The following is a 24,860-nucleotide window of genomic DNA, read 5'->3' on the forward strand; positions in this document are numbered from 1 at the left end:
GGAGGATAAAATGACAACTTTAGTAGGAATCCAAAATAATTTTGTAGATGCAATAAAGGAACTGATTGAACTTGATTATGATGCTATAGAAGCATATGACCATTAATAGAATTACCGATGAGAATTATAAAATACAATTACAAAGGTTTAAGGAAGATCACGAAAGACATGTAAAAGAATTAAATGAACTGTTATTAAAACATAAAGAAGAAAAAGTAAATGGTCCTAGCAGTAAACAATGGCTAACAAAAGGCAAAGTAGTACTTGCTACACAGATTGGCGATAGAGCTATATTACATGCTATGCTTTCAAATGAAGAAGATACTAACACTGCTTATGAAAGGCTAAATAATCATGCTGATAAATGGCATGATGCAGAAAAGGTTTTAGAACAGGGTTTTAAGGATGAACAAAAACATAAAAAATGGATAGAAAAGCAACTTAACGATTAACTAAGAAAATAAGGAGAGTACAGAGTTAGTATATACCGCAAATACTTCAAAAGTTGGTAAGTCAAATAAGCGGTGAGTCTGCGGAACGTAGATAGACTACGTGAGCAAAGACGAATCCCGAAATTTGGCTTGCTAAATCTTGAAGTATTAAAGGTATACATCTAATAAATGAAGAGTTGGATAGACGATAGTATCAATTTGGAAAAGAGCATGGAGTCTGTAAGACGAGGAGCGGAGCATACAATAAGTACGTGAGCATCTGAGGATTTGCAAAGACTACATAGCCAATTTTTCAAATAAAACGAGTATACTCTCTATTTCAGATTTGTAAAAGCCTTGGAACTATATAACTATGCAGCATTAAACCCTTATAGGTTAGATAGATATTTTCATCTAACCTAATTAAATCTAATTCTTGATAGTGGTTAAGGCTGCTAATATCTAAAATATTCTCTAATTTTGCATCTATTTTCTGCTCCAATGCAGAAATATTTATGCCATTTTTAAGGCGTAATCCCATCATCAAAATTTCTTCAATTATCTCTTGCTTGGTTAACTTAGAATTAGTTTGAATACCATTATTTTTATTATTAACTGCTTCTAACCATTTTTCCGGCTTATGCCACATCATAATTGCCGATACTGAACTAGGATTTTCAATTATTCTACTGTGAGCACCAGGACCTATACCTAAATAATCATTATAATTCCAATAGGTTAAATTATGCACACATTCTTGTCCTTTTCTAGCATAATTAGATATTTCATATCTAAAATAATTTTGAGATTCTAGATAATCATTCGTCCACTCATACATTTCAGCTGCTATATCAGAACTTGGAAGGATCAAATTACCATCATGAAACAACTTATAAAACGGTGTACCTTTTTCAATGGTAAGCTGATAAAGAGAAATATGCCCCGTAACAAGTTCCATTGCTTGCTTTAGTTCTTGCTGCCAATCTTTTAATTCCTGACCGCTACGAGCATATATCAGATCAAACGAAACTCTAGAAAAAATTTTATTAGCGGATTCAATCGTTTTAATAGCCTGCAATGAATCATGAGTTCTGCCAAGCTTTTTTAAGTCATCCTCTCTTAAAGATTGTACTCCAATCGAAACACGATTAATACCGGCGGCTTTAAACGCCTTAAATTTTTCTGTCTCAAATGAAGTTGGGTTAGCCTCTAGTGTTATTTCAGTTTGCTTATCTATTCTTGCGAGTTCACTAATTTTATTTATTATTCCCTCAACAATTTTAGGATTCATCAAAGAAGGAGTGCCTCCGCCGAAAAAAATAGATTTTATATATTTATTTTGAATAATATCTTTAAAATATTCTATTTCTTTCTCATAAGATTTAAGCCAATTATCATCATCTATACTATTCGCTATATGGGAATTAAAATCACAATAAGGACATTTAGACAAACAAAAAGACCAATGAATATATATGCTTAAATCATTCGCCTTAACTTCTTTCATAAATATAACTTACTTTAACTACTCAATTTCTGCTTTAGATAATTTCGTAATTTTTATAACCGACTCTAAGGTAAGTCTTTCTTTCATCATTTCTTTTGCCATAATAATTTTTTCTTCTTTTCTACCTTGTTGTATCCAATGATGAGTTATGCTTCCCATAATGTTCTCTCTTTTTTTAGGATTTAATTTTGACGATTGGCTTATTTAAGTTTTTTGATTTCGTCTTCATTTAAACCAGTTGAGGTAGCAATTAAATCAATTTTTAGACCTGCTTTAATTAAATTTCTAGCTATAGCAATCTTCTCTTCCTGCATTTTCTCTGCCATAATAGCTTTTGCTTCTTCTCTTGCTTCTTCTTTACCTTGTTGCATCCAGTGGTGAGCTATACTTTTCATAACGTTTTCTCTTTTTTTAGGATTTAATTTTGATTTAAGTAGTTTTTCTACTTCTATTATATCACTTTGCTTAATCTTGGTCAAAGTGTAGTATAAAATTAGTTCTATATGATCAATACCGATATCAATTTTAGCGAATTTAGGCAAAAGATCAGCTGTATACTCGTTTTATTTGAAAAAGAGCTAGGAGTTTATAAGGCGAGGAACGGAAGCAGTTACTTAATACGTGAGTACCGCAGATCTTATAGAACGACAACGCCAATTTTTGAAGTTCATCGAGTATAAGTGCATCTCAAAAAATTCTTTGGCAACTATTGGATTCTCAAACGCACTTCGGATAATTTCGTCGTGCTTAGGCTTTGTAGACACTTAATTATTGATACACTGTTAATATAAAAGGAATTATATGTATTTCTACTAATAGTATAATAATATTATTTTTTTAATTAAAAGTGGTGATTTGCTTTTAGGAAAACAACTTTCCAAGTCCACTGCGAAGCAAGTTTTTAGGATTCATGTTGCTTGCTTTTTTCATCATGTCACTTATTTGCTTGAATTGTTTTAATAGAATATTTACTTTCTGTACTGTAGTTCCAGCACCCAAAGCTATACGTTTTCTGCGAGAAGCATTAATAATATCGGGATTTCTTCTTTCCTTTGGGGTCATAGATAAAATGATTGCTTCTTGATGCTCGATTATTTTACTGTTTAACTTCGATTGATCTATCTGATCCATAATCTTACCGCTACCAGGAAGCATACTAAGTATACTACCAAAACCACCCATCTTTTTTATACTTTTCATTTGTTGCAGGTAATCATTTAAATCAAACTTACCTTTTTTTAATTTAGCTGCTGTTTTTTCTGCTTGTTCTCTATCTACTATACTTGCTGCTTTTTCAACGAAAGAGATAATATCCCCCATATCAAGTATTCTAGACGCTATACGTTTAGCATCGAACTCTTCTAAATCGGTTAGTTTCTCGCCACTGCTTAAAAACTTAATTGGTCTTTGCGTAATATATTTTACGCTTAATACCGCACCACCCTTAGAGTCACCATCAATTCTTGACAAAATTAATCCTGAAATTTCTAGCTGCTCATTAAAGCTACTAGCCGTAACTACCGCATCTTGCCCTGTCATGCTGTCGATTACTAACAACGTTTCGGTTGGCTCTACTAGCTTCTTAATAGCTATCGCCTCATTCATCATTTCTTGATCAATTTGCGTTCTTCCGGCAGTATCATAAATAACTACATCATATGCCGATAATCTGGCTTCAGCCATTGCTCTTTTAACTATATCAAGAGGCTTTTCACCTTTAATAATCGGCAGTGAATTAATTTTTACCGAATTTGCAAGTATTTCTAGCTGCTCTTGTGCTGCCGGTCTATAAGTATCAAGAGAGACTAATAAAACTTTTTTATTCTGATTTTTAAGACGCAACGCTAGCTTACCACTTGCTGTAGTTTTACCGCTACCTTGCAAGCCTACCATTAAAAGATTTACCGGCGGTTTTGCATTTAAATTTAGTTTTATCTCATCTTCACTAGAGGATAAAATATTTATCATCTCTTCATGAATAATTTTAATTATCATCTGCCCGGGTGAAACGGATTTGATAACTTCCTGTCCTAAGGCTTTTTGTTTAACTTCTGCTACGAAATTTTTTATTACAGGCAGAGCAACATCCGACTCTAAAAGAGCAACTCTTATATCTCTTAAAGCAGCATCTATTTGCTCTTCAGTTAAAAGCCCTGAGCTTACTAGCCGATCAAAAATCTTCGTTAAATTTTGTGTTAAAGTTTTAAACATAAAGATAAATAATTAAATAAAGTCTTTGTCTAATATATTTCTCTCTTTGCATTTTAGCAACAACAATATTTGTGACTTTTATACAACATATTAGTTTTATGCTAAAAAATATATATTTTAAAAAACCTTATAAATTAAAGCAATATTATGCAAAAATGTCTTAAAATGAGATAAAAATTTACAAAAATATTAAATTGCTGAAATTACCAAAAAACAAGAATCTAAAGAACTTGCAAATAACTAAGTAAAGAAAACTTATTAAAAATTTGAAAAAAATAATAAATCCCGAATCTAATCCTAAATCTATAAACGATCAAATAGCAAAGCTAGCTGTTCAAGATACAGTATTATTAATATGTGAATTACTTAACAATAATACCTCGGATATTATTAGTTGTACTAGGAATTTTAAAGTATCAATTGAAGTTACTACAGATGATATTAAATATATAGAAGTAATAGGTAACACTGTACTTAGTAACTCCATCTTTGATGAATGATCTTCTTAAGAAAACTCACTCATCACTAATATATAACTAGCTTTTAAATCTAAATCATAATCGATTGTATTATATATTAGCTTTTTTATGTCAGCAAATTTTTGAATTAGATAAGAAAGGTTACGATTCGGTAATGCATGAAATATTTTATTTTCTAAATCAGAAAACTCAACATCAATATTTGAAGATTTTTTTAGAATTCTATTCATTAATAAGAGTATATTATCAGTAAAATCTAACCATAACTCTCTATCTTTAGCATTAAATTGCTTAATAAACTCTAATTTAGAATTTAAGTTTTCATTATCTGCTATAGGCTGAATAAATTTATAATATAATTCTTCTTCAGAAATTCTTTCAGACGATTTAGTACTAATTTTAAAACATCTAGATCTGATGGTAGAAATTATACTTGAAGCTCTTGAAGTAATTAGAAATATATAACTATTTTTAGGGGTGTCTTCTAAAATCTTTAAACATGAATTTGCAGCATTCAGATTCATAAGATCTGCCGAATAAATTACGGCAACCTTACAGCCTGAAATTGCAGAGGTTTTACTTAAGAACTCCTGTAATTTTCTTATTTGCTCGATAGAGATATTCTTAGCATTAGACGTAGCAGAAACTTCTCTAGCAATAAGATGATAATCTGGATTATTTTCAAGAGGAATACTATTCTTTAAAAGCTTTGAACATATAAATTTCTCTATATCTTTTAAAGCTTGCTCTATATTTTCTGCTTCAATAAGCCAGCTATTATGTAGCTTTTTATGTTTTAAACTAAATTCTAGATGCTCAATTATCATATAAACTATATAGTTAAGGCTTCCTTTAATGCCATGATTCTTGAAGCATAATTATACTACTAAAGCTATAGGACTGCTAACAGTCCCACGACTGTACCTCAGGCTTAACTGCGGTACTATAGGGAAAAAATATAAGTTACTTATTATTACAAGCTTCTTTAAGTTTACTTCCAGCTTTAAATACAGGTTGCTTATAAGCAGGTATAGTCATTTTTGCTCCTGTTTTTGGATTACGACCTTCTCTTGATTTTCTGCTTTGTATTCCAAACGAACCAAAACCTGTGATATTAACACTATGTTGATGTTTAGTAGCAGAAATTATAGATTCAAGCACCCAATTAAGTGCCTTTTCTGCATCAGCTTTTGTAAATGATTTATGCCCCTGATGTTTATGGTGGTGACCATGCTCAGTCATAAAAGCAATAAATTCTGTCTTATTCATTTTTTTAGGTTGTGTACTCATAAAAAATCAACTCTCTATTTAATGGGTTAATACATTACTGTCGTAGTACAATATATACAACTAGCAATAATGCACATCAATATATTTTTTTATTTTTTAACTAGGTTATTTAATTATAACAAACTCTTAGTTTACTGCAAATATCCGTTATTTATAAAATTTTAAAGATATATATAATTGTATAATTGATAAAAAAATGTAGCCATTTTACATCAGTTATGCTTTTAAAGCTGGATATAATTAAATAATTCAAGTAAAAATTTACAATAAATATATCAAAGAGAACATCAAATCAAATGTTATTATCTGAAATTTGCATAAAACGTCCGGTATTTGCAACTGTTTTAAGTTTAGTTATTTTAGTTCTTGGAACAATTTTTTTCACTAAGCTACAAATTAGAGGTACGCCAGATATTTCAATTCCTATTATAAACGTCAATGCTTTTTATGCTGGTGCTGATGCTTTATATATGGAAAAAGAAATCACAACCCGAATAGAAAAGGCTTTAAAAACAGTTAAAAATCTAGATTATATAACCTCACAAAGTAGTACTGGGCAAAGTAGTATTACTTTATCTTTCTTATTATCTACAGATATTGAAGTAGCATTAAACGATGTACGCTCTAAAATATCAGATATAACTTATATGTTTCCACAGGATATGAAAGCACCTTCAGTTGCAAAGCTTGATGCTGATAGCTTTCCAAGTCTTTTTATAAGCGTTGAAAGTGAACAATATAATGATTTAGAGTTAACAAAAATTGTTGAAGATTATTTGCAAACTCCTTTAGATAAACTAGAAAGCGTAGGACAGTCACAAATTTATGGCGGCAATGAATATATAATGAGAATAGAGCCTGATCCTAAAAAATTATATCAACATAAAATTTCTTTATTAGATATTGAGGTTGCCATAAGAGAGCAGAATAAAGATTATCCTGCTGGTAACATTAAAACGGGAGTAAATAATTTTATAGTAACTCTTGAAGGTTCTTTATCTAAACCGGAAGAATTTGGCAATATTATAATAAAAGTCCAAGATAATAGTATAATCAAACTACAAGATATAGCTAAAGTATATTTAACTGCTCCAGATAGTGAAGTATTATTTAGGTATAATGGGAAAAATTCTATTGCTCTTGGGCTTATCAAAGAATCTAAAGCTAACGTTATAGATTTATCAAATGATGTTACAAAAGAGATTGAAAAAGTAAAAGAGTCACTTCCTAAAGGAATAAGCTTAAATATTGCGTATGATGGAGCAAAACCTGTTAGAGCTTCAATTTATGCAGTATTTCAAACCATTTTTGAAGCTTTAATATTAGTGATTTTAGTAACATATTTATTTATTGCCTCTGCTAAAATTACCCTAATTCCATTTGTTACTATTCCTGTATCGTTAATAGGTACTTTCAGCGTAATGTATGCTATGGGGTTTTCTATCAATATCTTTACGCTACTTGCCATGATCCTTGCAATCGGGCTTGTGGTAGATGATGCAATAGTTATGCTTGAAAATATATTTAGATACAATGAAATGGGTCATAAACCTATGGAGGCGGCATTGCTCGCATCTAAAGAAATAGGGTTCGCAATTATTGCAATGACTATTACACTTGCTGCTGTATTTTTACCTGTTGGATTTATAGATGGGTTTGTTGGGAAATTATTCATAGAATTCGCATGGACTTTAGCATTCTGCGTTTTATTTTCGGGGTTTGTAGCCTTAACCTTAACACCCATGATGTCAAGCCGTATGATTACTAAGCATAACGCTCCGACTCTTAAATTTTTAGTTAAATTTAATGAGCTTTTACAATTAATACAGGATAGATATATTCATTACCTAAACCTAACTTTTGATAATAAAAAGAAATTTGTCCTAATTATTGCTGCGTCGTTTGTGGTATTAATAATCAGTTTTAAGTTTGTGCAAAAAACCTTTATACCTCAAGAAGATGATGGGTTCTTACAATTATCTTTTAAAGGACCGGAAGGATCCAGCTTAGAGCATTCCACCGAAATAGTAATAGAAGCCGAGAAAATCCTTGCTAATTACAAAGATATAGCAGGTTACTTAATGGTAATAGGAGCAGGCGGTAGTGATAATGTCTTTTCTTTCGTACCATTAAAAGATTGGAAGCAGCGTTCTAGATCGCAAGAAACAATTAAGAATATGCTGAATAAGCAGTTCTCCGAGATAGTAGGTATGCAAGTTTTTGCTATGGATCCTCGCTCAATGGTCAGTAGTGGCGGAGGTAGCCCTATCGAATTTACTATTCAAACAAATCTTGAGTATGATGATCTAGATAAAATATCGCAGCAATTTATAGATATAATGAAAGCAAACCTGATTTTTTCTAACGTTAATAGGAACCTACAATCAGCAATGCCAACTATTGCTATCGAAATTAATCGTGATAAAGCTTATTTATATGGAATGAATATGGCAAATATTGGTAAAACAGTGCAATATTTGCTGGCAGGTCAACAAGTAGGTGATTTTAGAATGGGGAACGATTTATATGAAGTAATTCTGCAATTTAATCAAAAAGATCGTAGTAGCATTAGTGATTTTAGTAAAATTCTAATACTGACAAAGAATAATAATATGTTGCCCCTTGAATCAATAGCTAATATCACAGAAAAAATATCCGTAAAATCATATAGCCATTATAACAACTCAAAATCTGTTACCATCTCTTCCGACCTTAGCCCTGATAGCAAAATTGAAGATGCGATTAACGAAATTAATAAAATAGCAGCTAACTTACTTGATTCGAGTAACACTATACTCGAATATATCGGAGAAATTAAACAAATGAAAGAAGCAGATAGTAATATGCTTATGACATTTGGCTTTGCTCTCATATTCATTTATTTGGTGCTTGCAGCACAATTTGAAAGCTTTGTTGATCCGTTATTAATATTGCTTGCTGTACCTTTTTCAATAACCGGTGGGGTGCTTACTCTTTGGATTTCAGGTAACAGCCTTAATATGTATAGTAATATCGGGCTTATTACTTTAATTGGGCTAATCACTAAGAACTCTATTATGATAGTAGAATTTGCTAACCAACTAAGGGAAAAAGGAGCAAATATTAGAAATGCTATAATAGAAGCTTGTACTCTTCGCCTGCGACCAATTTTAATGACTACACTTGCTGCTGTCGTAGGTAGTATACCACTAATTTTTGCAACAGGTGCGGGAGCTGCTGCCCGTAATTCTATTGGTCTTGTAATAGTTGGTGGCTTAAGCATTGGTACTATATTTACAATTTTTGTTATCCCTGTAATATACCAAACATTTAAGAAAAATTAATAACTTGTAAAATAATTTTACAAATATAAAAATTTAAATGGACATCTATCTAAAAATAGGAAATTATAATTATATGGTAAATTGTTTTGAAGTCTAGATTTACTTAAACATCAATAATATGGAGAGCAAAATATGCTAATAAATACTTCTAGTAATCCACTTATCACTACTATACATTTACTATCTTCTATAGGTGCTATAAATTGGGGGCTAATTGGATTATTCAATTTTAACCTAGTAACACTTTTATTCGGTTCATTTCCAATTATTGTTAAGTTACTTTATATAATTATTGGTTTTTGTGGGATATATTCATTTTTATGTTTAGGAAAATTATTCTGTAAACCAGGTGTGGAAAAGGGGAAATAATTAATAACTTTAGTATTATCCGTTGAGAAAAAAGCGGATAATACTATCTTTAGTCAGTATAACAAGACTCTATATCTTTTTTAATTAATAGCTGAATTTTGACGAAGCAATCTCAGGAATATCACTATGAGATTGCTTTTTAACCTTAAGCATTTTCTTCGTCAAGTTTTGCTGCTACTTTACGCATTTTATCCATAAAGAAACCTGTTCCTGCAGGTACTAAACGCCCAACTATAACATTCTCTTTCAGTCCTCGTAGCTTATCAACCTTACCAGCAATAGCAGCTTCAGTTAAAACCCTAGTAGTTTCTTGGAATGATGCAGCAGATATAAATGATCTAGTTTGCAGAGAAGACTTAGTAATACCTTGTAATATTAACTGAGCATCAGCAGGTCTTAAACCATTCTTAATTGCTTTTTCATTTATTTCATCAAATTCACGTCGATCTATCTTCTCGCCTACTAATAATGTAGTACCGCCTGAGTCTGTTATTTCTACTTTCTGTAACATCTGACGAATAATTACTTCTATGTGCTTATCATCAATTTTTACCCCTTGTAGACGATAAACAGCTTGAACCTCTTTAACAATATAGCTTGCAAGAAGCTCTACACCCATCACTTTTAAAATATCCTGAAGTACTGGATTACCATCAATTAATAAGTCACCTTTCTTAACAAAGTCTCCCTCATTAACCACAACATGCTTACCTTTCGGTACCATATACTCAAGACCCATTGAACCATCAACTGGGTGTATAATAATACGTCTCTTAGATTTATAATCTTTACCAAACTCTACTCTCCCATCTATCTCAGCAATCACTGCATGATCTTTTGGACGTCTTGCTTCGAAAAGCTCAGCTACTCTTGGTAAACCACCAGTAATATCCTTAGTAGTAGTTGACTCTTTAGGAATACGTGCAATTATATCACCTACTGATATTTGTACCCCATCTTCTACACTTAAAACCGCTCCAACTGGTAAATAATATCTTGCTTCTAAACCATTTGATAACATGATAATTTCACCCTTAGCGTCAAGAAGCTGGATTCGTGGTCTTAGTTCGGCTCCACGTGAATATTGTTTTGATTCGATGATAACTTTGCTTGGAATACCAGTTGCTTCATCAGTTACATCACGAACCGAAATCCCCTCAACCATATCTTTGAATAATACCTTACCAGATTTTTCAGTAATAATAGGTATGGTATATGGATCCCATTCTGCAAGCTTTTGCGTCTTAGTAACCATATCGCCCTCATCAACAAGTAATCTTGCACCATATGGGATTTTACTACGAGCTTTTTCATTGCCGTTATTATCAAGTAATAATAACTCACAGTTATGGCTCATAACAATTTTGCGTTCTTCGGAATTAATAACCACGTTACGGCTAAGAATTTTTACTTTTGCATCATATGAAGCTTCTACAGAAGATACTTCTGCTCCTTTCGTTGCTGCTCCTCCGATATGGAAAGTTCTCATTGTAAGCTGTGTACCTGGCTCACCGATAGATTGAGCAGCGATCACCCCTATAGCTTCCCCTTCGGAAACTAACGAACCAGTAGCAAGATCTCTACCATAACATATAGCACATATACCGGTGGAACTTTCACAGGTTAGTACTGACTTAATCATAATTCTATCTAAACCTGCAGACTCGATTTGCTCTAATTTAGACTCATTAATTAATTCACCTTTGGTGAGAATTAAATCATTAGTCACCGGATGATATATATTAATAGCTGCCGTACGACCTAAAATCATTTCAGCTAAAGGCACTATTACTTCACCACCTTCTATAATACTCTTTACTTCAATACCCTTATCGGTGTTACAATCTTTTTCAGTAATAATACAATCTTGTGCAACATCCACTAATTTTCTTGTTAAGTAACCTGAGCTTGCGGTTTTTAAAGCTGTATCTATTTGTCCTTTACGCATTCCGTTAGCAGAGTTAAAGCATTCAAATACTGTTAATCCTTCCTTAAAGTTAGCGATAATAGGTGTTGGTATAATTTGACCATTTGATTTAGTCATAAGTCCACGCATACCACCAAGCTGTTTAATCTGCTGGAAAGACCCTCTAGCACCTGAAATAGCCATCATATATATAGAGTTTATCTTCTGTTGATTTGAATCATCACTAACAGGTGGCTTAGCAATTTCTTTCATCATGTCATTAGCTACTCTATCAGTACATCTTGACCATGCATCAATTACCTTGTTATATTTTTCGCCGTAAGTAATTAAACCATTTGAATATTGCTGCTCAAATTCCTTAATCTCAAGCTGTGTTTCATCGATATGAACAATTTTAGATTTTGGTACAACCATATCATCCATACCAAAAGAAATGCCTGAAGAACAAGCATATTTGAAACCAAGTTTCATCAACTGATCAGCAAAAATTACTGTAGCTTTTTGACCGCAGTGACGATAGACTAAATCTATTACTAGAGATATATCCTTTTTAGTTAAAGGCTTATTAATAAACTTATATTCTATATTAGGATTAGAAGGCAACAACTCACCAACCATTAATCTTCCATAAGTAGTATCAACTATAACAGGAACTATTTTACCCTCAGCATTTAACTGATTACGACGATATTTTATCTTAGTATGAATCGTTATAAATTTGTTATATAAAGCATGCTCCATTTCAGTTAAGTCTGAGAACATCATACCCTCACCTACCTCATGATCAAAAGCAAGCGTTAAATAATATAAGCCGAGTACTATATCTTTATCTGGTACAATAATAGGACGTCCATTAGCAGGACTTAAGATATTATTAGTAGACATCATAAATACCCTAGCTTCAAGCTGGGCTTCAATCGATAAAGGAATATGTACAGCCATTTGGTCCCCGTCAAAGTCCGCATTAAAAGCAGCACAAACAAGCGGGTGAAGCTGTATTGCTTTACCTTCAATTAATAACGGCTCAAATGCCTGAATACCTAAACGGTGCAATGTCGGAGCTCTGTTAAGTAATACAGGGTGTTCTCTTATGACTTCCTCAAGCACATCCCAAACTTCAGGCTTTTCAGCCTCAACCATTCTTTTAGCTGCTTTAATAGTTGTAGCAATACCATATAATTCAAGTTTTGAATAAATGAACGGCTTAAACAATTCTAGAGCCATTTTTTTAGGTAAACCACACTGATGAAGTTTAAGCTCAGGTCCTACTACGATAACTGAACGTCCTGAGTAGTCCACCCTTTTACCAAGTAAGTTTTGACGGAAACGACCTTGCTTACCTTTTAGCATATCGCTTAATGACTTAAACGGACGCTTATTAGCATTTTTTGCTGCTCTACCACGGCGTCCGTTATCAAATAACGCATCTACTGCTTCTTGCAGCATTCTTTTTTCATTTCTAACAATTATATAAGGTGCTTTTGACTCTATAAGCTTCTTTAAACGATTATTTCTATTAATTACTCTTCTATAAAGTTCATTAAGATCTGAAGTAGCAAATCTTCCGCCATCTAACATAACAAGCGGTCTAAGTTCAGGAGGCATGACCGGCAATACGTTCATAATCATCCATTCTGGCTTATTTTTAGATTCTAAAAAGTCTTCTACTAATTTTAAACGCTTTACTAACTTTTTCTTTTTTACTTCTGAAGTCGTATTTTGTAGTTCTTCGTATAGCTCTTGCTTTAATGTTGGGAAATCAAGCTCTTTTAGCATTTGTTGTACTACTTCTGCACCAATAGACGCAGTAAACGCATCTTCCCCGTATTTATCCTTTGCTTTTTGCAGTTCTTCTTCAGTTAAAAGCTCGCCTTTTTGTAGAATAGATAATCCAGGATCAACTACAACATAATTTTCAAAATATAGAATTTTTTCTATATCTCGCATCGTCATATCAAGAAGCGTACTAATTCTTGAAGGAAGAGATTTTAGAAACCAAATATGAGCAACGGGAGCAGCAAGTTCAATATGCCCCATTCTTTCACGTCTTACTCTAGAAACAGTAACCTCAACACCGCACTTTTCACAAGTAATACCACGATTTTTCATTCGCTTATACTTACCGCAAAGACATTCATAATCTTTTACTGGACCAAAAATTCTTGCACAAAATAAACCATCTTTTTCAGGTTTAAAAGTACGATAATTAATAGTTTCAGGTTTTATTACTTCACCAAAAGACCATGAACGTACTTGTTCTGGACTTGCTATATTAATTCTTATCTGATCAAATTGTTGAGTATTACTTAATTGTCCGTAAAAATTTACTACACTCATAAATACTTTTTCCTTAAAATTGCTCTTATATACCTTTGATGCTTCAAGATTTGAGGGCTTGTGCTCACGTAATTTTCTACGCCTCACCGCTTATTTGCTCCCAAATTTTGAAGTATCTGCATTATACTTCTTTATTAGAGTCGTTGTGTGAGTATACTTCTTTTCTTTCAAGAGCAGCATTATATACTCCTCCTAAAAGAAAATTTTAATAGTTTTATTTAATGATTCTTAAGATGTCACTTCAAGTTTTACATTAAGACATAAAGATCTAAATTCTTTTATCATCACGTTAAATGATTCAGGAATACCAGATTCAAAATTATTTTCACCACGCACTATAGAGTCATAAATCTTAATTCTACCATTTACGTCATCTGATTTAACAGTTAACATTTCTTGTAAAGTATAAGCAGCCCCATATGCTTGTAATGCCCAGCATTCCATTTCCCCAAAACGCTGACCACCAAAATACGATTTTCCTCCAAGAGGTTGCTGAGTCACTAAACTATAAGGACCTATAGAACGAGAGTGAATTTTATTATCTACTAAGTGATGTAGCTTTAATAAATATTTCTGCCCTACAGTTACTAGGCGATCAAAATACTCACCAGTTCTACCATCAATTAGCTTTACTTGCCCTGAAAGATCTTGACCTGCAAGCCTTAGCATATCCTTAACGTCTTCAACCTTTGCACCATCAAATACTGGAGTTGCAAAATATACTCCCTTAGCAGCTTCATTACAGAATGCAATAATTTCTTCGTCAGATTTTTCAAGTATATAATTAATATTCTCACCATATAGCTCGATTAAAAACTTCTTAATCTTCTCAATACTTGCATGTTTAGTTTTATGTTCTTCTACTAACCCTGCTATTTTTTTTGCTAGATTCACTGATGCCCAACCAAGATGAGTTTCAAGCACCTGCCCTATATTCATACGAGAAGGAAGACCTAAAGGATTGAGAACAATATCAACTACCGTCCCATCTTCTAAGAATGGCATATCCTCTTCTGGCACAATACGTGAAATAACACCTTTATTTCCGTGTCTTCCTGCCATCTTATCACCAGGTTGTAATTTATGCTTAGTTGCAATAAATACTTTTACAACTTTTAAAGCACCTTGAGGTAAATCATCTCCGCTTTGTAATTTTTCTACCTTAGTAGCGAACCTTTTATTAAGAGCTTCTTTTTTGCCATCATAATGACCTTTTAGCTGTTCTATTTCGTTCATTACATTTGCATCTTCAACAGTAAACTGCCAAAGTTGTCCTTTAGATAAACCTTTTAATATTTCGCTTGTAATAGTTTGCCCAGTCTTTACTGTCTTAGGACCATTAATACTTATCTGTCCTACTAAAAGCTTCTCAAGCCAACTAAATACAAAATGCTCGATAATTTCTAATTCATCATCACGGTCTTTTGCTAATTTCTCAATTTGTTGTTTTTCAATAGCAATAGCACGCTGATCTTTTTCAACACCTCGACGAGAGAATACTCTTACTTCTACTACCGTTCCGCTAACCCCGGAAGGAACATGCAGCGATGAATCTTTCACATCAAAAGCTTTTTCTCCAAAAATAGCTCTCAGTAATTTTTCCTCAGGAGTAATAGGTGATTCACTTTTCGGCGTTACTTTCCCTACTAAAATATCTCCTGCTTTTACTTCTGCACCTACGTAAATTATTCCGACTTCATCTAAATGACGCAGAGCTTCCTCGCTTACGTTCGGTATATCACGAGTAATTTCTTCCGGACCAAGGCGAGTATCTCTTGCTATTACTTCAAACTCTTCAATATGAACAGAAGTAAAGACATCTTCTTTTACTATTCGTTCTGATATTAGAATTGAATCTTCAAAATTGTATCCATTCCAAGGCAAGAAAGCGACTAAAACATTTCTGCCTAAAGCAATTTCACCATTATCGGTACTAGGTCCATCAGCTATAATATCATTCTTCTTAACATAATGACCAACCTTAACTAAAGGCTTTTGATTGATACAAGTATTATGGTTAGATTTTTGGAATTTTAATAAGTTATAAATATCAACTGAAGGGGCACTTTCGGTTTTTTGACCAATAGCTCTAATTACAATTCTATTTGAATCTACTTGTTCAACTATACCATCATTTAATGCAAGTACAGATGCTCCAGAATCTTTTGCTACCACTCCCTCAACTCCTGTACCTACAAAAGGTGCATCGGTTTTAATTAAAGGAACCGCTTGCCTTTGCATGTTTGATCCCATCAAAGCACGGTTAGCATCATCATTTTCTAAGAACGGTATAAGAGAAGCTGCAACAGATACAACCTGCATAGGCGTTACATCAATGAAGTCTACTTCATGTGGCTCTACCATTACAAAATTGCCACCTTCAACTCGGCAATTAATAAATTCGCCCTGCAATACTCCATCTTTATCAACCTTAGAATTTGCTTGACCGATCTTATACTTCCCTTCTTCAATAGCTGAAAGATATACTACTTCATCGGTTACATGTCCGTCTTTGACTTTTCTATATGGGCTTTCTATGAAACCATGCTTATTTATTCTAGCATAAGTTGCCATAGAGTTAATTAGTCCGATATTTTGACCTTCAGGTGTTTCAATAGGACAAATACGACCATAGTGAGTTGGGTGCACGTCACGCACTTCAAAACCTGCTCTATCACGACTAAGACCACCAGGACCTAATGCTGATAATCTTCTTTTATGAGTTATTTCAGACAATGGATTTGTTTGATCCATAAATTGGGATAATTGCGAAGTGCTGAAAAATTCCTTTATTACTGAAACCAAAATTTTAGAATTCACTAAATCGTGAGGCATTACTGTATCAATATCACCTGCCGACATTCTTTCAACCACTGACTTTTCCATCCGGACAAGACCTATTCTGAATTGATTTTCTATCAATTCACCAACCGATCTAACTCTTCTGTTACCTAAGTGATCAATATCGTCTATAATCCCTTTGCCATCTTTAAGCTCTACTAAAACTCTTAATATATTTTTTATATCATCTGTAGTTAAAACAGTAGTTTCATCAGAGATATTTAGTTCTAACCTTGAATTCATTTTTATTCGACCTACTTCTGAAAGATCATATCTTTCAGGGTCAAAGAATAAATTATAAAATAAACTTTCAGCAGCTTCAATATTAGCAGGTTCGCCAGGTCTTAATACTCTAAAAATATCAAATAATGCTGATTCACGATCCTGGTTTTTATCAGAAAATAAAGTATTTCTTATATATGGACCGGATTGAGGATTAATTACTAGTACGCTAATATTTTTAATTTTCAGATCACTAATTACACTAAGTAACTCAACAGTAACCATTTCGCCGATTTTTGCTAATACTTCACCGCTTTCAGGATCTTTTAAATCCTCAGATAAATATTTACCAATTAAAGCTTCATGAGATACTAAAATATTATTAAGCCCTTCCCCAGCATATTTTTTAGCTAAACGAGGAGTAATTTTTTGTCCTGCTTTAAGTAAAACATTTCCTGTATCAGCATCTATTAAATCACTTGTTAATCTATGTGCAGTAATATGGCTAGGCATAAATTTAACTGCCCATCCCTTATTTTTAACCACTTTATAATTTACTGAATCATAATAAAATTTTATAATTTCCTCTGTGCTCATGCCTATTGCTTTAAGCAAAGTAGTAGCATAAAGTTTTCTTTTTCTATCTATTCTAAAATAAATAATATCTTTAGTATCAAACTCTAAATCAAGCCATGATCCTCTATATGGAATAACACGTGCAGAATATAAAAGTTTTCTAGAAGAGTGAACTTTGCCCTCATCATGATAGAAAAACACCCCAGGTGAGCGATGCATTTGCGATACAACTACCCTTTCTGTACCATTAATAATAAAAGTACCATTTTTAGTCATTAATGGGATGTTACCCATATATACTTGTTGTTCTTTGATACCTTTAATCTCTCGGCTACCAGTATCTTCGTCTATATCCCAAATACTTAACCTTAAGGTTACCTTAAGAGAAGAATCATAACTTAAGCTTCTTTGAGTGCATTCCTCTACATCATATTTTGGAGTATCAAATTCATGTTTAACGAATTCTAAGTTAGCAATATTAGAAGGATCAGAGATAGGAAAAATTGAATTTAATATAGATTGTAAGCCTTTATTTTTTCTTTCGGAATCTTTTGTATCTAGCTGTAGAAAATTTTTTTCATATGAATTTTTTTGAATCTCAATTAAATTCGGTATATCTGCTACTAAATTTATATGACCAAAATTTTTTCTTACTCTTTTATTATGTGACAAGGGTTGTACTTCAATATTATCCCTTAATGAAACCATATAATCTCCTGACTGATAAAAAATTAACTATCAACATTGAAGTTAATAGTTAAAGAAACTTAAATAGACTTATTATTAAACTTTATTAACGCAAGCATTATGATAAGATTTTATAAAATCTTGTCTTAATACTGGAAAAACAAGGAAAATAATAGCTTAAGGTGGCTTTTGCTATCATTTTTATACTGTAAATCTTTTTAATATAACTTACGGTAAATCTTCACTTATAATTAAGGACAAGTCTTACTAGAGTCCTAATCTTTTTAGTCGAATTTAAGATTAAATTCTTATCTTAAATCTGCATCATTAACTTTTAATTTTTAATGCTTAGAGTTTAAGTTATTAACGTAAATACGGTTTTACAGTTTCATAACTTAACTACATTAACTAAAATTTTTGTTAAATGAAGATAATTTTGATAAAAATTTTTAATGGTAATTTTTAACTTAGCGTTAACTACTAGAAATTACTAACAAATCACTTTATAAAAAAGTAATTCATTAACAAAATAGCTAAAAGCCTTATTTAAATTTAACTACTAAAATAAGGCTTTTAAAAATTCTAATAAGCAATTTTAAATTTTATATTAACGTAAAAAATTTATTATAAAAATAAAATTACTTTAATTCTACTTTTGCTCCAGCAGCTTCTAATTTGCTTTTAATTTCTTCTGCTTCTGCTTTTTTCACATTACTCTTAATTGGCTTTGGAGCTTCATCAACTAATTTTTTAGCTTCAATTAAACCAAGACCTGTAATTTCTTTTACAACTTTAATTACTTCCACTTTTTTATCACCACTAGCAGCTAAAACTACTTCAAAATTAGTTTTTTCAGCAGCTGCTTCAGCAGCAGGAGCGGCGGCAGCTGCTACAGCTACAGGTGCTGCTGCAGATACACCCCATTTTTCTTCTAACATTTTTACAAGCTCAGCTGCTTGCATTAATGTTAAAGATGATAATTGTTCTTCAATTTTAGCTAAATCTGCCATAATTTTTTCCTTTTTACTTTTATATATTATTATCTGAATTAATTTTTACTAGCATTTGCTTGTACTACCCTGGCTAAGCTTGAAGACGGTGCTTGTAAAACGCCTGCAATCTTAGTAGCCGGAGCTTGTAATAACCCAACAATTTTACTTCTAAGCTCATTTAATGAAGGTAACTTAGAAAGTTCTTTTATTGAATGTTCATTTAATACTTGTTTATCGACTATACCGCCAACAATCTTAAGATTTTCATTGCTTTTAGCAAAATTAACTACTAACTTTGCCATTTCAACCGGTTCTTTAGAATAAACAATAGCGGTAGGACCCGAAAATAAGCTTACGATATCATCAAGACCTGCTTTATTTGCTGCTATTTTTGCTAAAGTATTTTTTACAACTTTAAAACCTGCATCCTTAGACTTAAGAGACTCCCTAAGTGAATTGACTTCACTAACAGTTAATCCGTGATAATGAGCAACGATTACAGATGGTGAATCTTTATAAATACTTGCTATTTCTTCTACAACTTCCGGTTTTTCTGATCTTAACACTCTATTAATTCTCCTTGTTACAACACTTGAGATGTTTCTATATTTTTCTTAATAACTTATTATTTATTAAGATAGCTATTTTTTTATACTTTATTAGTCTACTTACAAAAATTTAGATTAATATTTGAAGTTTTACTTTAAGCTATATTTATAAAATTTAGTACAAATAAGTTTAATATATATTAGACTTTGCATAAATCAATAAGTTAGATAGCTAAAAAATATAGACTCAAATGTATTATGCTATACTAGCTAAATCTATTTGTACTGATGCACCCATAGTAGAAGATAAATATATTGCTTTTAAATAACTTCCTTTCACTCCAGTAGGTTTTGCTTTAACTACTGCATCAATAAACGCTTTCAAATTTTTTAATAAATCTTGATCTGGAAAAGATAATTTTCCAAGACCTGCGTGAATTATACCTGCTTTTTCTGCTCTATATTCTACTTGACCGCTTTTAGCATTCTTAACAGCACCCTTAATATCTAATGTCACAGTCCCGAGTTTAGGATTCGGCATTAAACCTTTTGGTCCTAAAATTCTTGCAACTGAACCTATAGCTGCCATCATATCGGGAGTAGCTATACATACATCGAAATTGATCTTACCAGCTTTAATTTCATCAATAATATTGCTTGAGCCTACTAAATCTGCACCAGCAGCTTTAGCTTCTTCTTCTCTTTCCTCTTTACAAATAACGGCAACTCTTACAGTCTTACCTGTTCCTGCTGGTAAATTCACTACACCACGTACCATTTGATCAGAATGTCTTGGATCAATTCCAAGCTTCATAACTATTTCTAAGGTTGGATCAAATTTAACATAAGAAGCGGATTTTAATCTCTCAACCGCAGTTGTTAAATTATATAAACTATCCGATCTTACTTTAACGCGTGCTTCTCTTATTTTCTTACCGCCGCTAGATTTTATAGCAACATCTTTGTTATTTGACATAATAATTAATTCCCTACAACTTCAATTCCCATGGATGCTGCACTACCACAAATAATCTTTGTTGCAGCTTTAATATCTTTTGTATTTAAATCAGGCATTTTTAACTTTGCAATCTCACGGCAATCATCCATAGTGATTTTACCTACCACAGCTTCCTTTTTAGTAGCCCCAGATCCTTTGGTGACTTTAGCATATTTCTTTATAAGATGAGATGCCGGCGGTGTTTTAACTATAAAAGTAAAACTCTTATCTGCATATATAGTAATAACAGTTGGAAGAGGCGTCCCTTTTTCAATACCTTGTGTAACAGCATTAAAAGCTTTACAAAATTCCATGATATTAACTTTTCTTTGTCCAAGCGTTGACCCTATAGGAGGAGCAGGGGTAGCTTCACCAGCCTTTACATAAAAGTTAATATGACCTTCTATTTTTTTTTGTGCCATTTACGAATATCCTTCTTTTCTCTCTTAATCATAGCCTTAAATTTTTTTATCTTTAAAGATAATCAAATAATAATTCTATTCATTTATTTACATTAGTCGTTTTTCTTTACTTGGGTAAAGCTCAACTCTATCGGAGTTGCTTTGCCAAATATTGATACTGAAACTTTTAATCTAGCTTTTTCTTGGTCTACTTCTTCTACAGTACCTGTAAAGGTTTCAAAAGGTCCTTCTGTAACAGTCACTATTTCGCCGACCTCGTATAATTTCGCATCTTTTGCTTCTTTAGCTTCGGTTTCTAATCTAATATTCTGTATTTCGCTTTCCGTAAGAGCTTTTGGAGTAGTTTTACTACCTAAAAAGCCTGTTACTCCTGGTATATTTTTTACTAAATGCCAAGATTTATCTGTCATATTCATTTTTATTAGAATATAACTAGGCATTAATTTTTTTTCTACCTTGACGTTTTTACCGCGTTTAACTTCGGAAACACCAAAAACCGGTACTAATATATCATCAAAAAAATCTGACATTTTTTGCTTGCTAATTCTCTCAAGCATCACTCGTTTTATACGATTTTCTGCTCCTGATGCAGTATGTATAACATACCACTTTTTTGTATCTTTTTCAGAATTTGACAATATATCATCTATATTTTGTTCTGCCACAATTTATTCCTTGATAACTTATTTACCGATGTTAAGTAAAATTTGTATTATATTATGTATACCATAATCGAGCACTAAACAAATTAGGCTAAAAACAAAAACCGCTAATATGACTACTAAAGTCGAAGCAGTTAACTCTTTTTTAGTGGGCCAAACTACTTTATAAGCTTCTTGTTTAACTTGTTCAAAAAACTTGTATATTTTATATTCTTTAAACATATTTATAAGTTATTTTATAGTAAAAACCCTATTACTTGTAATGGCAGGAGCGACAGGCATCGAACCCGCAACCTCCGGTTTTGGAGACCGGCGCTCTACCAATTGAGCTACACTCCTATCATATTTTAAATAAAAAATCAACAAAATTTATTGGAAACCTTTTTATTTAAATATAATATTTTTAATTTTAAGCTAATAATAAATATTATTTTTTAGCTTTAATAGTATCTGCAACTTGAGTTGGCACTTGATCATAATGATTAAATACCATACTATACTGAGCTCTACCTTGCGATAAAGATCTAAGCGTATTAACATAACCAAACATTTCAGCTAAAGGAACATATGCCTTGATCACTTGAGCATTACCTCTTGGCTCCATACCTTGAACTTGTCCTCTACGACTATTTAGATCACCAATAACATCACCCATATACTCATCTGGTGTAATCACCTCAACTTTCATAATAGGTTCAAGTAATTTAGGATTACCTTTAGGCATCCCCTCTCTAAATGCTGCTTTTGCTGCAATTTCAAACGCAAGTACACTAGAATCTACATCATGGAAAGCACCATCAATTAATGTAGCTTTAAAATCGATCATCGGATAACCTGCAATTACGCCTGTTTCCCTAATGTTATTTAATCCTTTTTCTACACCAGGAATATATTCTTTAGGTACAGCACCACCAACAATTTTACTTTCAAAAATAAAGCTCTTATTTTTATCTTCTTCTTTTAGATCTTTTACATCTTTTAGAGGTTCAAAAATAATTTTTACACGTGCAAATTGACCTGCACCACCTGATTGCTTTTTATGGGTATAATCAATTTCGCAAGCTTTAGTAATTGTTTCACGATATGCAACTTGAGGAGCTCCAATATTTGCTTCAACTTTAAACTCTCTTCTCATACGATCGATGATGATCTCTAAATGAAGCTCACCCATTCCTTTAATAACAGTTTGCCCTGTTTCTTGATCAGTTGAAGTTCTAAATGAAGGATCTTCAGCTGCTAAACTAGAAAGAGCTAGTCCCATTTTTTCTTGATCGACCTTTGATTTAGGCTCTACCGCAAGCTCAATAACTGGCTCAGGGAATTCCATTCTTTCTAGAATTACTTTTTTATCTTCATCTGATAATGTATCACCAGTAGTGGTATCTTTAAGCCCTGCTAATGCTACTATATCACCTGCTGATGCTTCTTTTACATCCTCACGGTTATTAGCATGCATTAATAGCATTCTACCTATTTTCTCTCTTTTATTCTTTACAGTATTAATAACAGTTGTCCCGGAAGTAATCTTACCTGAATACACTCTAATAAAAGTTAATGAACCAACAAACGGATCATTCATAATTTTAAATGCTAAGGCAGAAAATGGCTCAGAAACAGAAATAGGGAAATCTTTTTCTTCACCTGTACTAACTTCAACGCCCTTTACTGTAGCAATATCAATAGGTGATGGTAAATAATCTACTACAGCATCAAGTAGAGGCTGTACGCCTTTATTTTTAAATGCACTACCACATAAAACTGGATAAAAAGCTGCCGTAATAGTACCTTTTCTAATTAATTTTTTAATCTCTTCTTCAGTTACTTCTTCACCAGACAAATATTTTTCCATGATTTTATCGTCTAGTTCAACAACCATATCAAGCAAATTAGCACGATATTCTTCTGCTTTTACTTTCAGATCATCAGGAATTTCTTGATAAGAATACTCAGCACCTAAAGACTCGTCTTTCCAAACTATTGCTTGCATTTTAACAAGATCAACAACTCCTTTGAAATTTTCTTCAATACCTATTGGAAGCTGAATAACTAAAGGTTTTGCTCCTAAACGATCCTTGATCATGTCAACGCATCTATAAAAATCCGCTCCCATTCTGTCCATTTTATTGACAAAACACATTCTAGGAACATTATATTTATCAGCTTGTCTCCATACTGTTTCAGATTGAGGTTCAACACCTGCAACGCCGTCAAATACTGCAACAGCACCATCAAGAACACGTAAAGAACGCTCTACTTCGATAGTAAAGTCAACGTGTCCAGGAGTATCAATAATATTAATTTGTTTATCTTGCCATCTACAAGTAGTAGCAGCCGAGGTAATTGTTATACCACGTTCTTGCTCCTGCTCCATCCAGTCCATGGTAGCACCGCCCTCATGAACTTCACCTATTTTATGGGATTTACCTGTATAATATAGAATACGTTCTGTAGTAGTAGTTTTACCTGCATCAATATGAGCACATATACCGATATTACGGATATTTTCAAGCTTTTTACTCATATTTAGTTACCCTGCTTTGTTTTTTTAGGGCTAAAGTGTGAGAAAGCTTTATTAGCTTCAGCCATTTTATGGGTGTCTTCTTTCTTCTTAATAGCAACACCTCTATTATTTGAAGCTTCAAATAATTCTTCAGCGAGTTTATCAATCATCATTTTTTCAGAACGTTTTGTTGCCGCTGTAATAATCCAACGAGATGCAAGAGCATAGCCTCTTCTTTCATCAACCGGAGTTGGAACTTGATAATTAGCTCCACCTACTCTTACAGAAGTTACTTCCAAATATGGCTTTACATTATTCATAGCATTATTGAAAGTCTGATACGGATCAGCTTTATGTTTCTTTTCAATTTTATCGAAAGCAGAATAAACTATTTTTTCTGCGAGAGCTTTTTTTCCCTCTTTCATAATATTATTGATAAACCTAGAAAGTAAAACACTGTTATACTTCATATCAGGTAAAATTACTCGCTTTTCTGCGGCGTGACGACGTGACATTTGACTTTTTCTCTCTAACTAATA

General features: G+C 32.5%; 20 protein-coding genes and 1 tRNA gene. 4 read left to right on the plus strand and 17 right to left on the minus strand.

Annotated elements, in window-relative coordinates; genetic code table 11:
• Window positions 1–95: 95 nt before the first annotated feature.
• Window positions 96–452, plus strand: a complete 357-nt coding sequence (locus tag AAHF54_RS06030; protein ID WP_341788365.1) for a ferritin-like domain-containing protein — start codon at window positions 96–98, stop codon at window positions 450–452.
• Window positions 453–771: 319 nt separating this feature from the next.
• Here the strand turns inward: AAHF54_RS06030 and hemW are convergent, their stop codons facing one another.
• The 4 genes from hemW to ffh all read right to left on the minus strand — a co-directional run bounded on the left by hemW (window position 772) and on the right by ffh (window position 4,149).
• Entirely contained in the window at window positions 772–1,938 is a 1,167-nt protein-coding gene (gene hemW, locus AAHF54_RS06035; protein WP_341788366.1) for a radical SAM family heme chaperone HemW, read from the minus strand.
• An 18-nt stretch (window positions 1,939–1,956) separates the two neighbouring features.
• Complete coding sequence (locus AAHF54_RS06040) at window positions 1,957–2,097, minus strand: hypothetical protein (protein WP_341788367.1); 141 nt, start codon at window positions 2,095–2,097, stop codon at window positions 1,957–1,959.
• Window positions 2,098–2,138: 41 nt separating this feature from the next.
• Window positions 2,139–2,480: a transposase gene (locus AAHF54_RS06045; RefSeq protein WP_341788368.1), complete on the minus strand. Its 342-nt coding sequence runs from the start codon at window positions 2,478–2,480 to the stop codon at window positions 2,139–2,141.
• Window positions 2,481–2,799: 319 nt separating this feature from the next.
• Complete coding sequence (gene ffh / locus AAHF54_RS06050) at window positions 2,800–4,149, minus strand: signal recognition particle protein (RefSeq protein ID WP_342169937.1); 1,350 nt, start codon at window positions 4,147–4,149, stop codon at window positions 2,800–2,802.
• 266 nt (window positions 4,150–4,415) lie between these two features.
• Between ffh and AAHF54_RS06055 the strand changes: the two genes are divergently transcribed.
• On the plus strand, window positions 4,416–4,649 hold the full coding sequence (locus tag AAHF54_RS06055) for a hypothetical protein (protein ID WP_341788370.1): 234 nt from the start codon (window positions 4,416–4,418) through the stop codon (window positions 4,647–4,649).
• A 5-nt stretch (window positions 4,650–4,654) separates the two neighbouring features.
• On the opposite strand, the gene AAHF54_RS06060 is transcribed toward AAHF54_RS06055, so the two are convergent.
• On the minus strand, window positions 4,655–5,455 hold the full coding sequence (locus AAHF54_RS06060; RefSeq protein ID WP_341788371.1) for a DNA polymerase III subunit delta': 801 nt from the start codon (window positions 5,453–5,455) through the stop codon (window positions 4,655–4,657).
• 136 nt (window positions 5,456–5,591) lie between these two features.
• Window positions 5,592–5,897, minus strand: coding sequence for an HU family DNA-binding protein (locus AAHF54_RS06065; RefSeq protein WP_179852190.1), 306 nt, complete (start codon window positions 5,895–5,897; stop codon window positions 5,592–5,594).
• Window positions 5,898–6,214: 317 nt separating this feature from the next.
• Between AAHF54_RS06065 and AAHF54_RS06070 the strand changes: the two genes are divergently transcribed.
• Window positions 6,215–9,241: an efflux RND transporter permease subunit gene (locus AAHF54_RS06070; protein ID WP_342169938.1), complete on the plus strand. Its 3,027-nt coding sequence runs from the start codon at window positions 6,215–6,217 to the stop codon at window positions 9,239–9,241.
• Window positions 9,242–9,373: 132 nt separating this feature from the next.
• Window positions 9,374–9,610 carry a DUF378 domain-containing protein gene (locus AAHF54_RS06075; RefSeq protein ID WP_016947643.1) on the plus strand — a complete coding sequence of 79 codons (237 nt, stop codon included), beginning with the start codon at window positions 9,374–9,376 and terminating at the stop codon, window positions 9,608–9,610.
• A 145-nt stretch (window positions 9,611–9,755) separates the two neighbouring features.
• On the opposite strand, the gene rpoC is transcribed toward AAHF54_RS06075, so the two are convergent.
• The 11 genes from rpoC to rpsG all read right to left on the minus strand — a co-directional run bounded on the left by rpoC (window position 9,756) and on the right by rpsG (window position 24,836).
• Window positions 9,756–13,874, minus strand: coding sequence for a DNA-directed RNA polymerase subunit beta' (gene rpoC, locus AAHF54_RS06080; protein ID WP_341788374.1), 4,119 nt, complete (start codon window positions 13,872–13,874; stop codon window positions 9,756–9,758).
• 228 nt (window positions 13,875–14,102) lie between these two features.
• Entirely contained in the window at window positions 14,103–18,221 is a 4,119-nt protein-coding gene (gene rpoB / locus AAHF54_RS06085; RefSeq protein WP_341788375.1) for a DNA-directed RNA polymerase subunit beta, read from the minus strand.
• A 617-nt stretch (window positions 18,222–18,838) separates the two neighbouring features.
• Complete coding sequence (gene rplL, locus AAHF54_RS06090) at window positions 18,839–19,210, minus strand: 50S ribosomal protein L7/L12 (RefSeq protein ID WP_342169939.1); 372 nt, start codon at window positions 19,208–19,210, stop codon at window positions 18,839–18,841.
• Window positions 19,211–19,248: 38 nt separating this feature from the next.
• Window positions 19,249–19,758, minus strand: a complete 510-nt coding sequence (gene rplJ / locus AAHF54_RS06095) for a 50S ribosomal protein L10 (protein ID WP_341788377.1) — start codon at window positions 19,756–19,758, stop codon at window positions 19,249–19,251.
• 238 nt (window positions 19,759–19,996) lie between these two features.
• Complete coding sequence (gene rplA / locus AAHF54_RS06100) at window positions 19,997–20,716, minus strand: 50S ribosomal protein L1 (protein WP_341788378.1); 720 nt, start codon at window positions 20,714–20,716, stop codon at window positions 19,997–19,999.
• A 5-nt stretch (window positions 20,717–20,721) separates the two neighbouring features.
• Window positions 20,722–21,159 carry a 50S ribosomal protein L11 gene (gene rplK, locus AAHF54_RS06105; protein WP_341788379.1) on the minus strand — a complete coding sequence of 146 codons (438 nt, stop codon included), beginning with the start codon at window positions 21,157–21,159 and terminating at the stop codon, window positions 20,722–20,724.
• A 92-nt stretch (window positions 21,160–21,251) separates the two neighbouring features.
• Window positions 21,252–21,824, minus strand: coding sequence for a transcription termination/antitermination protein NusG (gene nusG, locus AAHF54_RS06110; RefSeq protein WP_341788380.1), 573 nt, complete (start codon window positions 21,822–21,824; stop codon window positions 21,252–21,254).
• 18 nt (window positions 21,825–21,842) lie between these two features.
• The gene (secE, locus tag AAHF54_RS06115) at window positions 21,843–22,043 is read right to left on the minus strand and encodes a preprotein translocase subunit SecE (RefSeq protein ID WP_341788381.1); all 201 of its coding nucleotides are present in this window, start codon (window positions 22,041–22,043) and stop codon (window positions 21,843–21,845) included.
• Between the two features lie 41 nt (window positions 22,044–22,084).
• Window positions 22,085–22,160: transfer RNA gene (locus tag AAHF54_RS06120), tRNA-Trp, on the minus strand.
• 88 nt (window positions 22,161–22,248) lie between these two features.
• On the minus strand, window positions 22,249–24,342 hold the full coding sequence (fusA, locus tag AAHF54_RS06125) for an elongation factor G (protein ID WP_342169940.1): 2,094 nt from the start codon (window positions 24,340–24,342) through the stop codon (window positions 22,249–22,251).
• A gap of 2 nt (window positions 24,343–24,344) precedes the next feature.
• Window positions 24,345–24,836 (minus strand): 30S ribosomal protein S7, encoded by a 492-nt coding sequence (gene rpsG, locus AAHF54_RS06130; RefSeq protein WP_341788383.1) that lies wholly within the window; start codon window positions 24,834–24,836, stop codon window positions 24,345–24,347.
• Window positions 24,837–24,860 lie beyond the last annotated feature (24 nt).

The organism is Rickettsia endosymbiont of Seladonia tumulorum (genome assembly GCF_964030815.1).
GTDB lineage: Bacteria > Pseudomonadota > Alphaproteobacteria > Rickettsiales > Rickettsiaceae > Rickettsia.

What these genes read in the sequence shown, in the direction of transcription:
- AAHF54_RS06030 (WP_341788365.1), top strand. Translation starts at nt 96, where the DNA reads ATGACCATTAATAGAATTACCGATGAGAATTATAAAATACAATTACAA.
- hemW (WP_341788366.1), bottom strand. Translation starts at nt 1,938, where the DNA reads ATGAAAGAAGTTAAGGCGAATGATTTAAGCATATATATTCATTGGTCT.
- AAHF54_RS06040 (WP_341788367.1), bottom strand. Translation starts at nt 2,097, where the DNA reads ATGGGAAGCATAACTCATCATTGGATACAACAAGGTAGAAAAGAAGAA.
- ffh (WP_342169937.1), bottom strand. Translation starts at nt 4,149, where the DNA reads ATGTTTAAAACTTTAACACAAAATTTAACGAAGATTTTTGATCGGCTA.
- AAHF54_RS06060 (WP_341788371.1), bottom strand. Translation starts at nt 5,455, where the DNA reads ATGATAATTGAGCATCTAGAATTTAGTTTAAAACATAAAAAGCTACAT.
- AAHF54_RS06065 (WP_179852190.1), bottom strand. Translation starts at nt 5,897, where the DNA reads ATGAATAAGACAGAATTTATTGCTTTTATGACTGAGCATGGTCACCAC.
- AAHF54_RS06070 (WP_342169938.1), top strand. Translation starts at nt 6,215, where the DNA reads ATGTTATTATCTGAAATTTGCATAAAACGTCCGGTATTTGCAACTGTT.
- AAHF54_RS06075 (WP_016947643.1), top strand. Translation starts at nt 9,374, where the DNA reads ATGCTAATAAATACTTCTAGTAATCCACTTATCACTACTATACATTTA.
- rpoC (WP_341788374.1), bottom strand. Translation starts at nt 13,874, where the DNA reads ATGAGTGTAGTAAATTTTTACGGACAATTAAGTAATACTCAACAATTT.
- rpoB (WP_341788375.1), bottom strand. Translation starts at nt 18,221, where the DNA reads ATGGTTTCATTAAGGGATAATATTGAAGTACAACCCTTGTCACATAAT.
- rplL (WP_342169939.1), bottom strand. Translation starts at nt 19,210, where the DNA reads ATGGCAGATTTAGCTAAAATTGAAGAACAATTATCATCTTTAACATTA.
- rplA (WP_341788378.1), bottom strand. Translation starts at nt 20,716, where the DNA reads ATGTCAAATAACAAAGATGTTGCTATAAAATCTAGCGGCGGTAAGAAA.
- rplK (WP_341788379.1), bottom strand. Translation starts at nt 21,159, where the DNA reads ATGGCACAAAAAAAAATAGAAGGTCATATTAACTTTTATGTAAAGGCT.
- secE (WP_341788381.1), bottom strand. Translation starts at nt 22,043, where the DNA reads ATGTTTAAAGAATATAAAATATACAAGTTTTTTGAACAAGTTAAACAA.
- fusA (WP_342169940.1), bottom strand. Translation starts at nt 24,342, where the DNA reads ATGAGTAAAAAGCTTGAAAATATCCGTAATATCGGTATATGTGCTCAT.
- rpsG (WP_341788383.1), bottom strand. Translation starts at nt 24,836, where the DNA reads ATGTCACGTCGTCACGCCGCAGAAAAGCGAGTAATTTTACCTGATATG.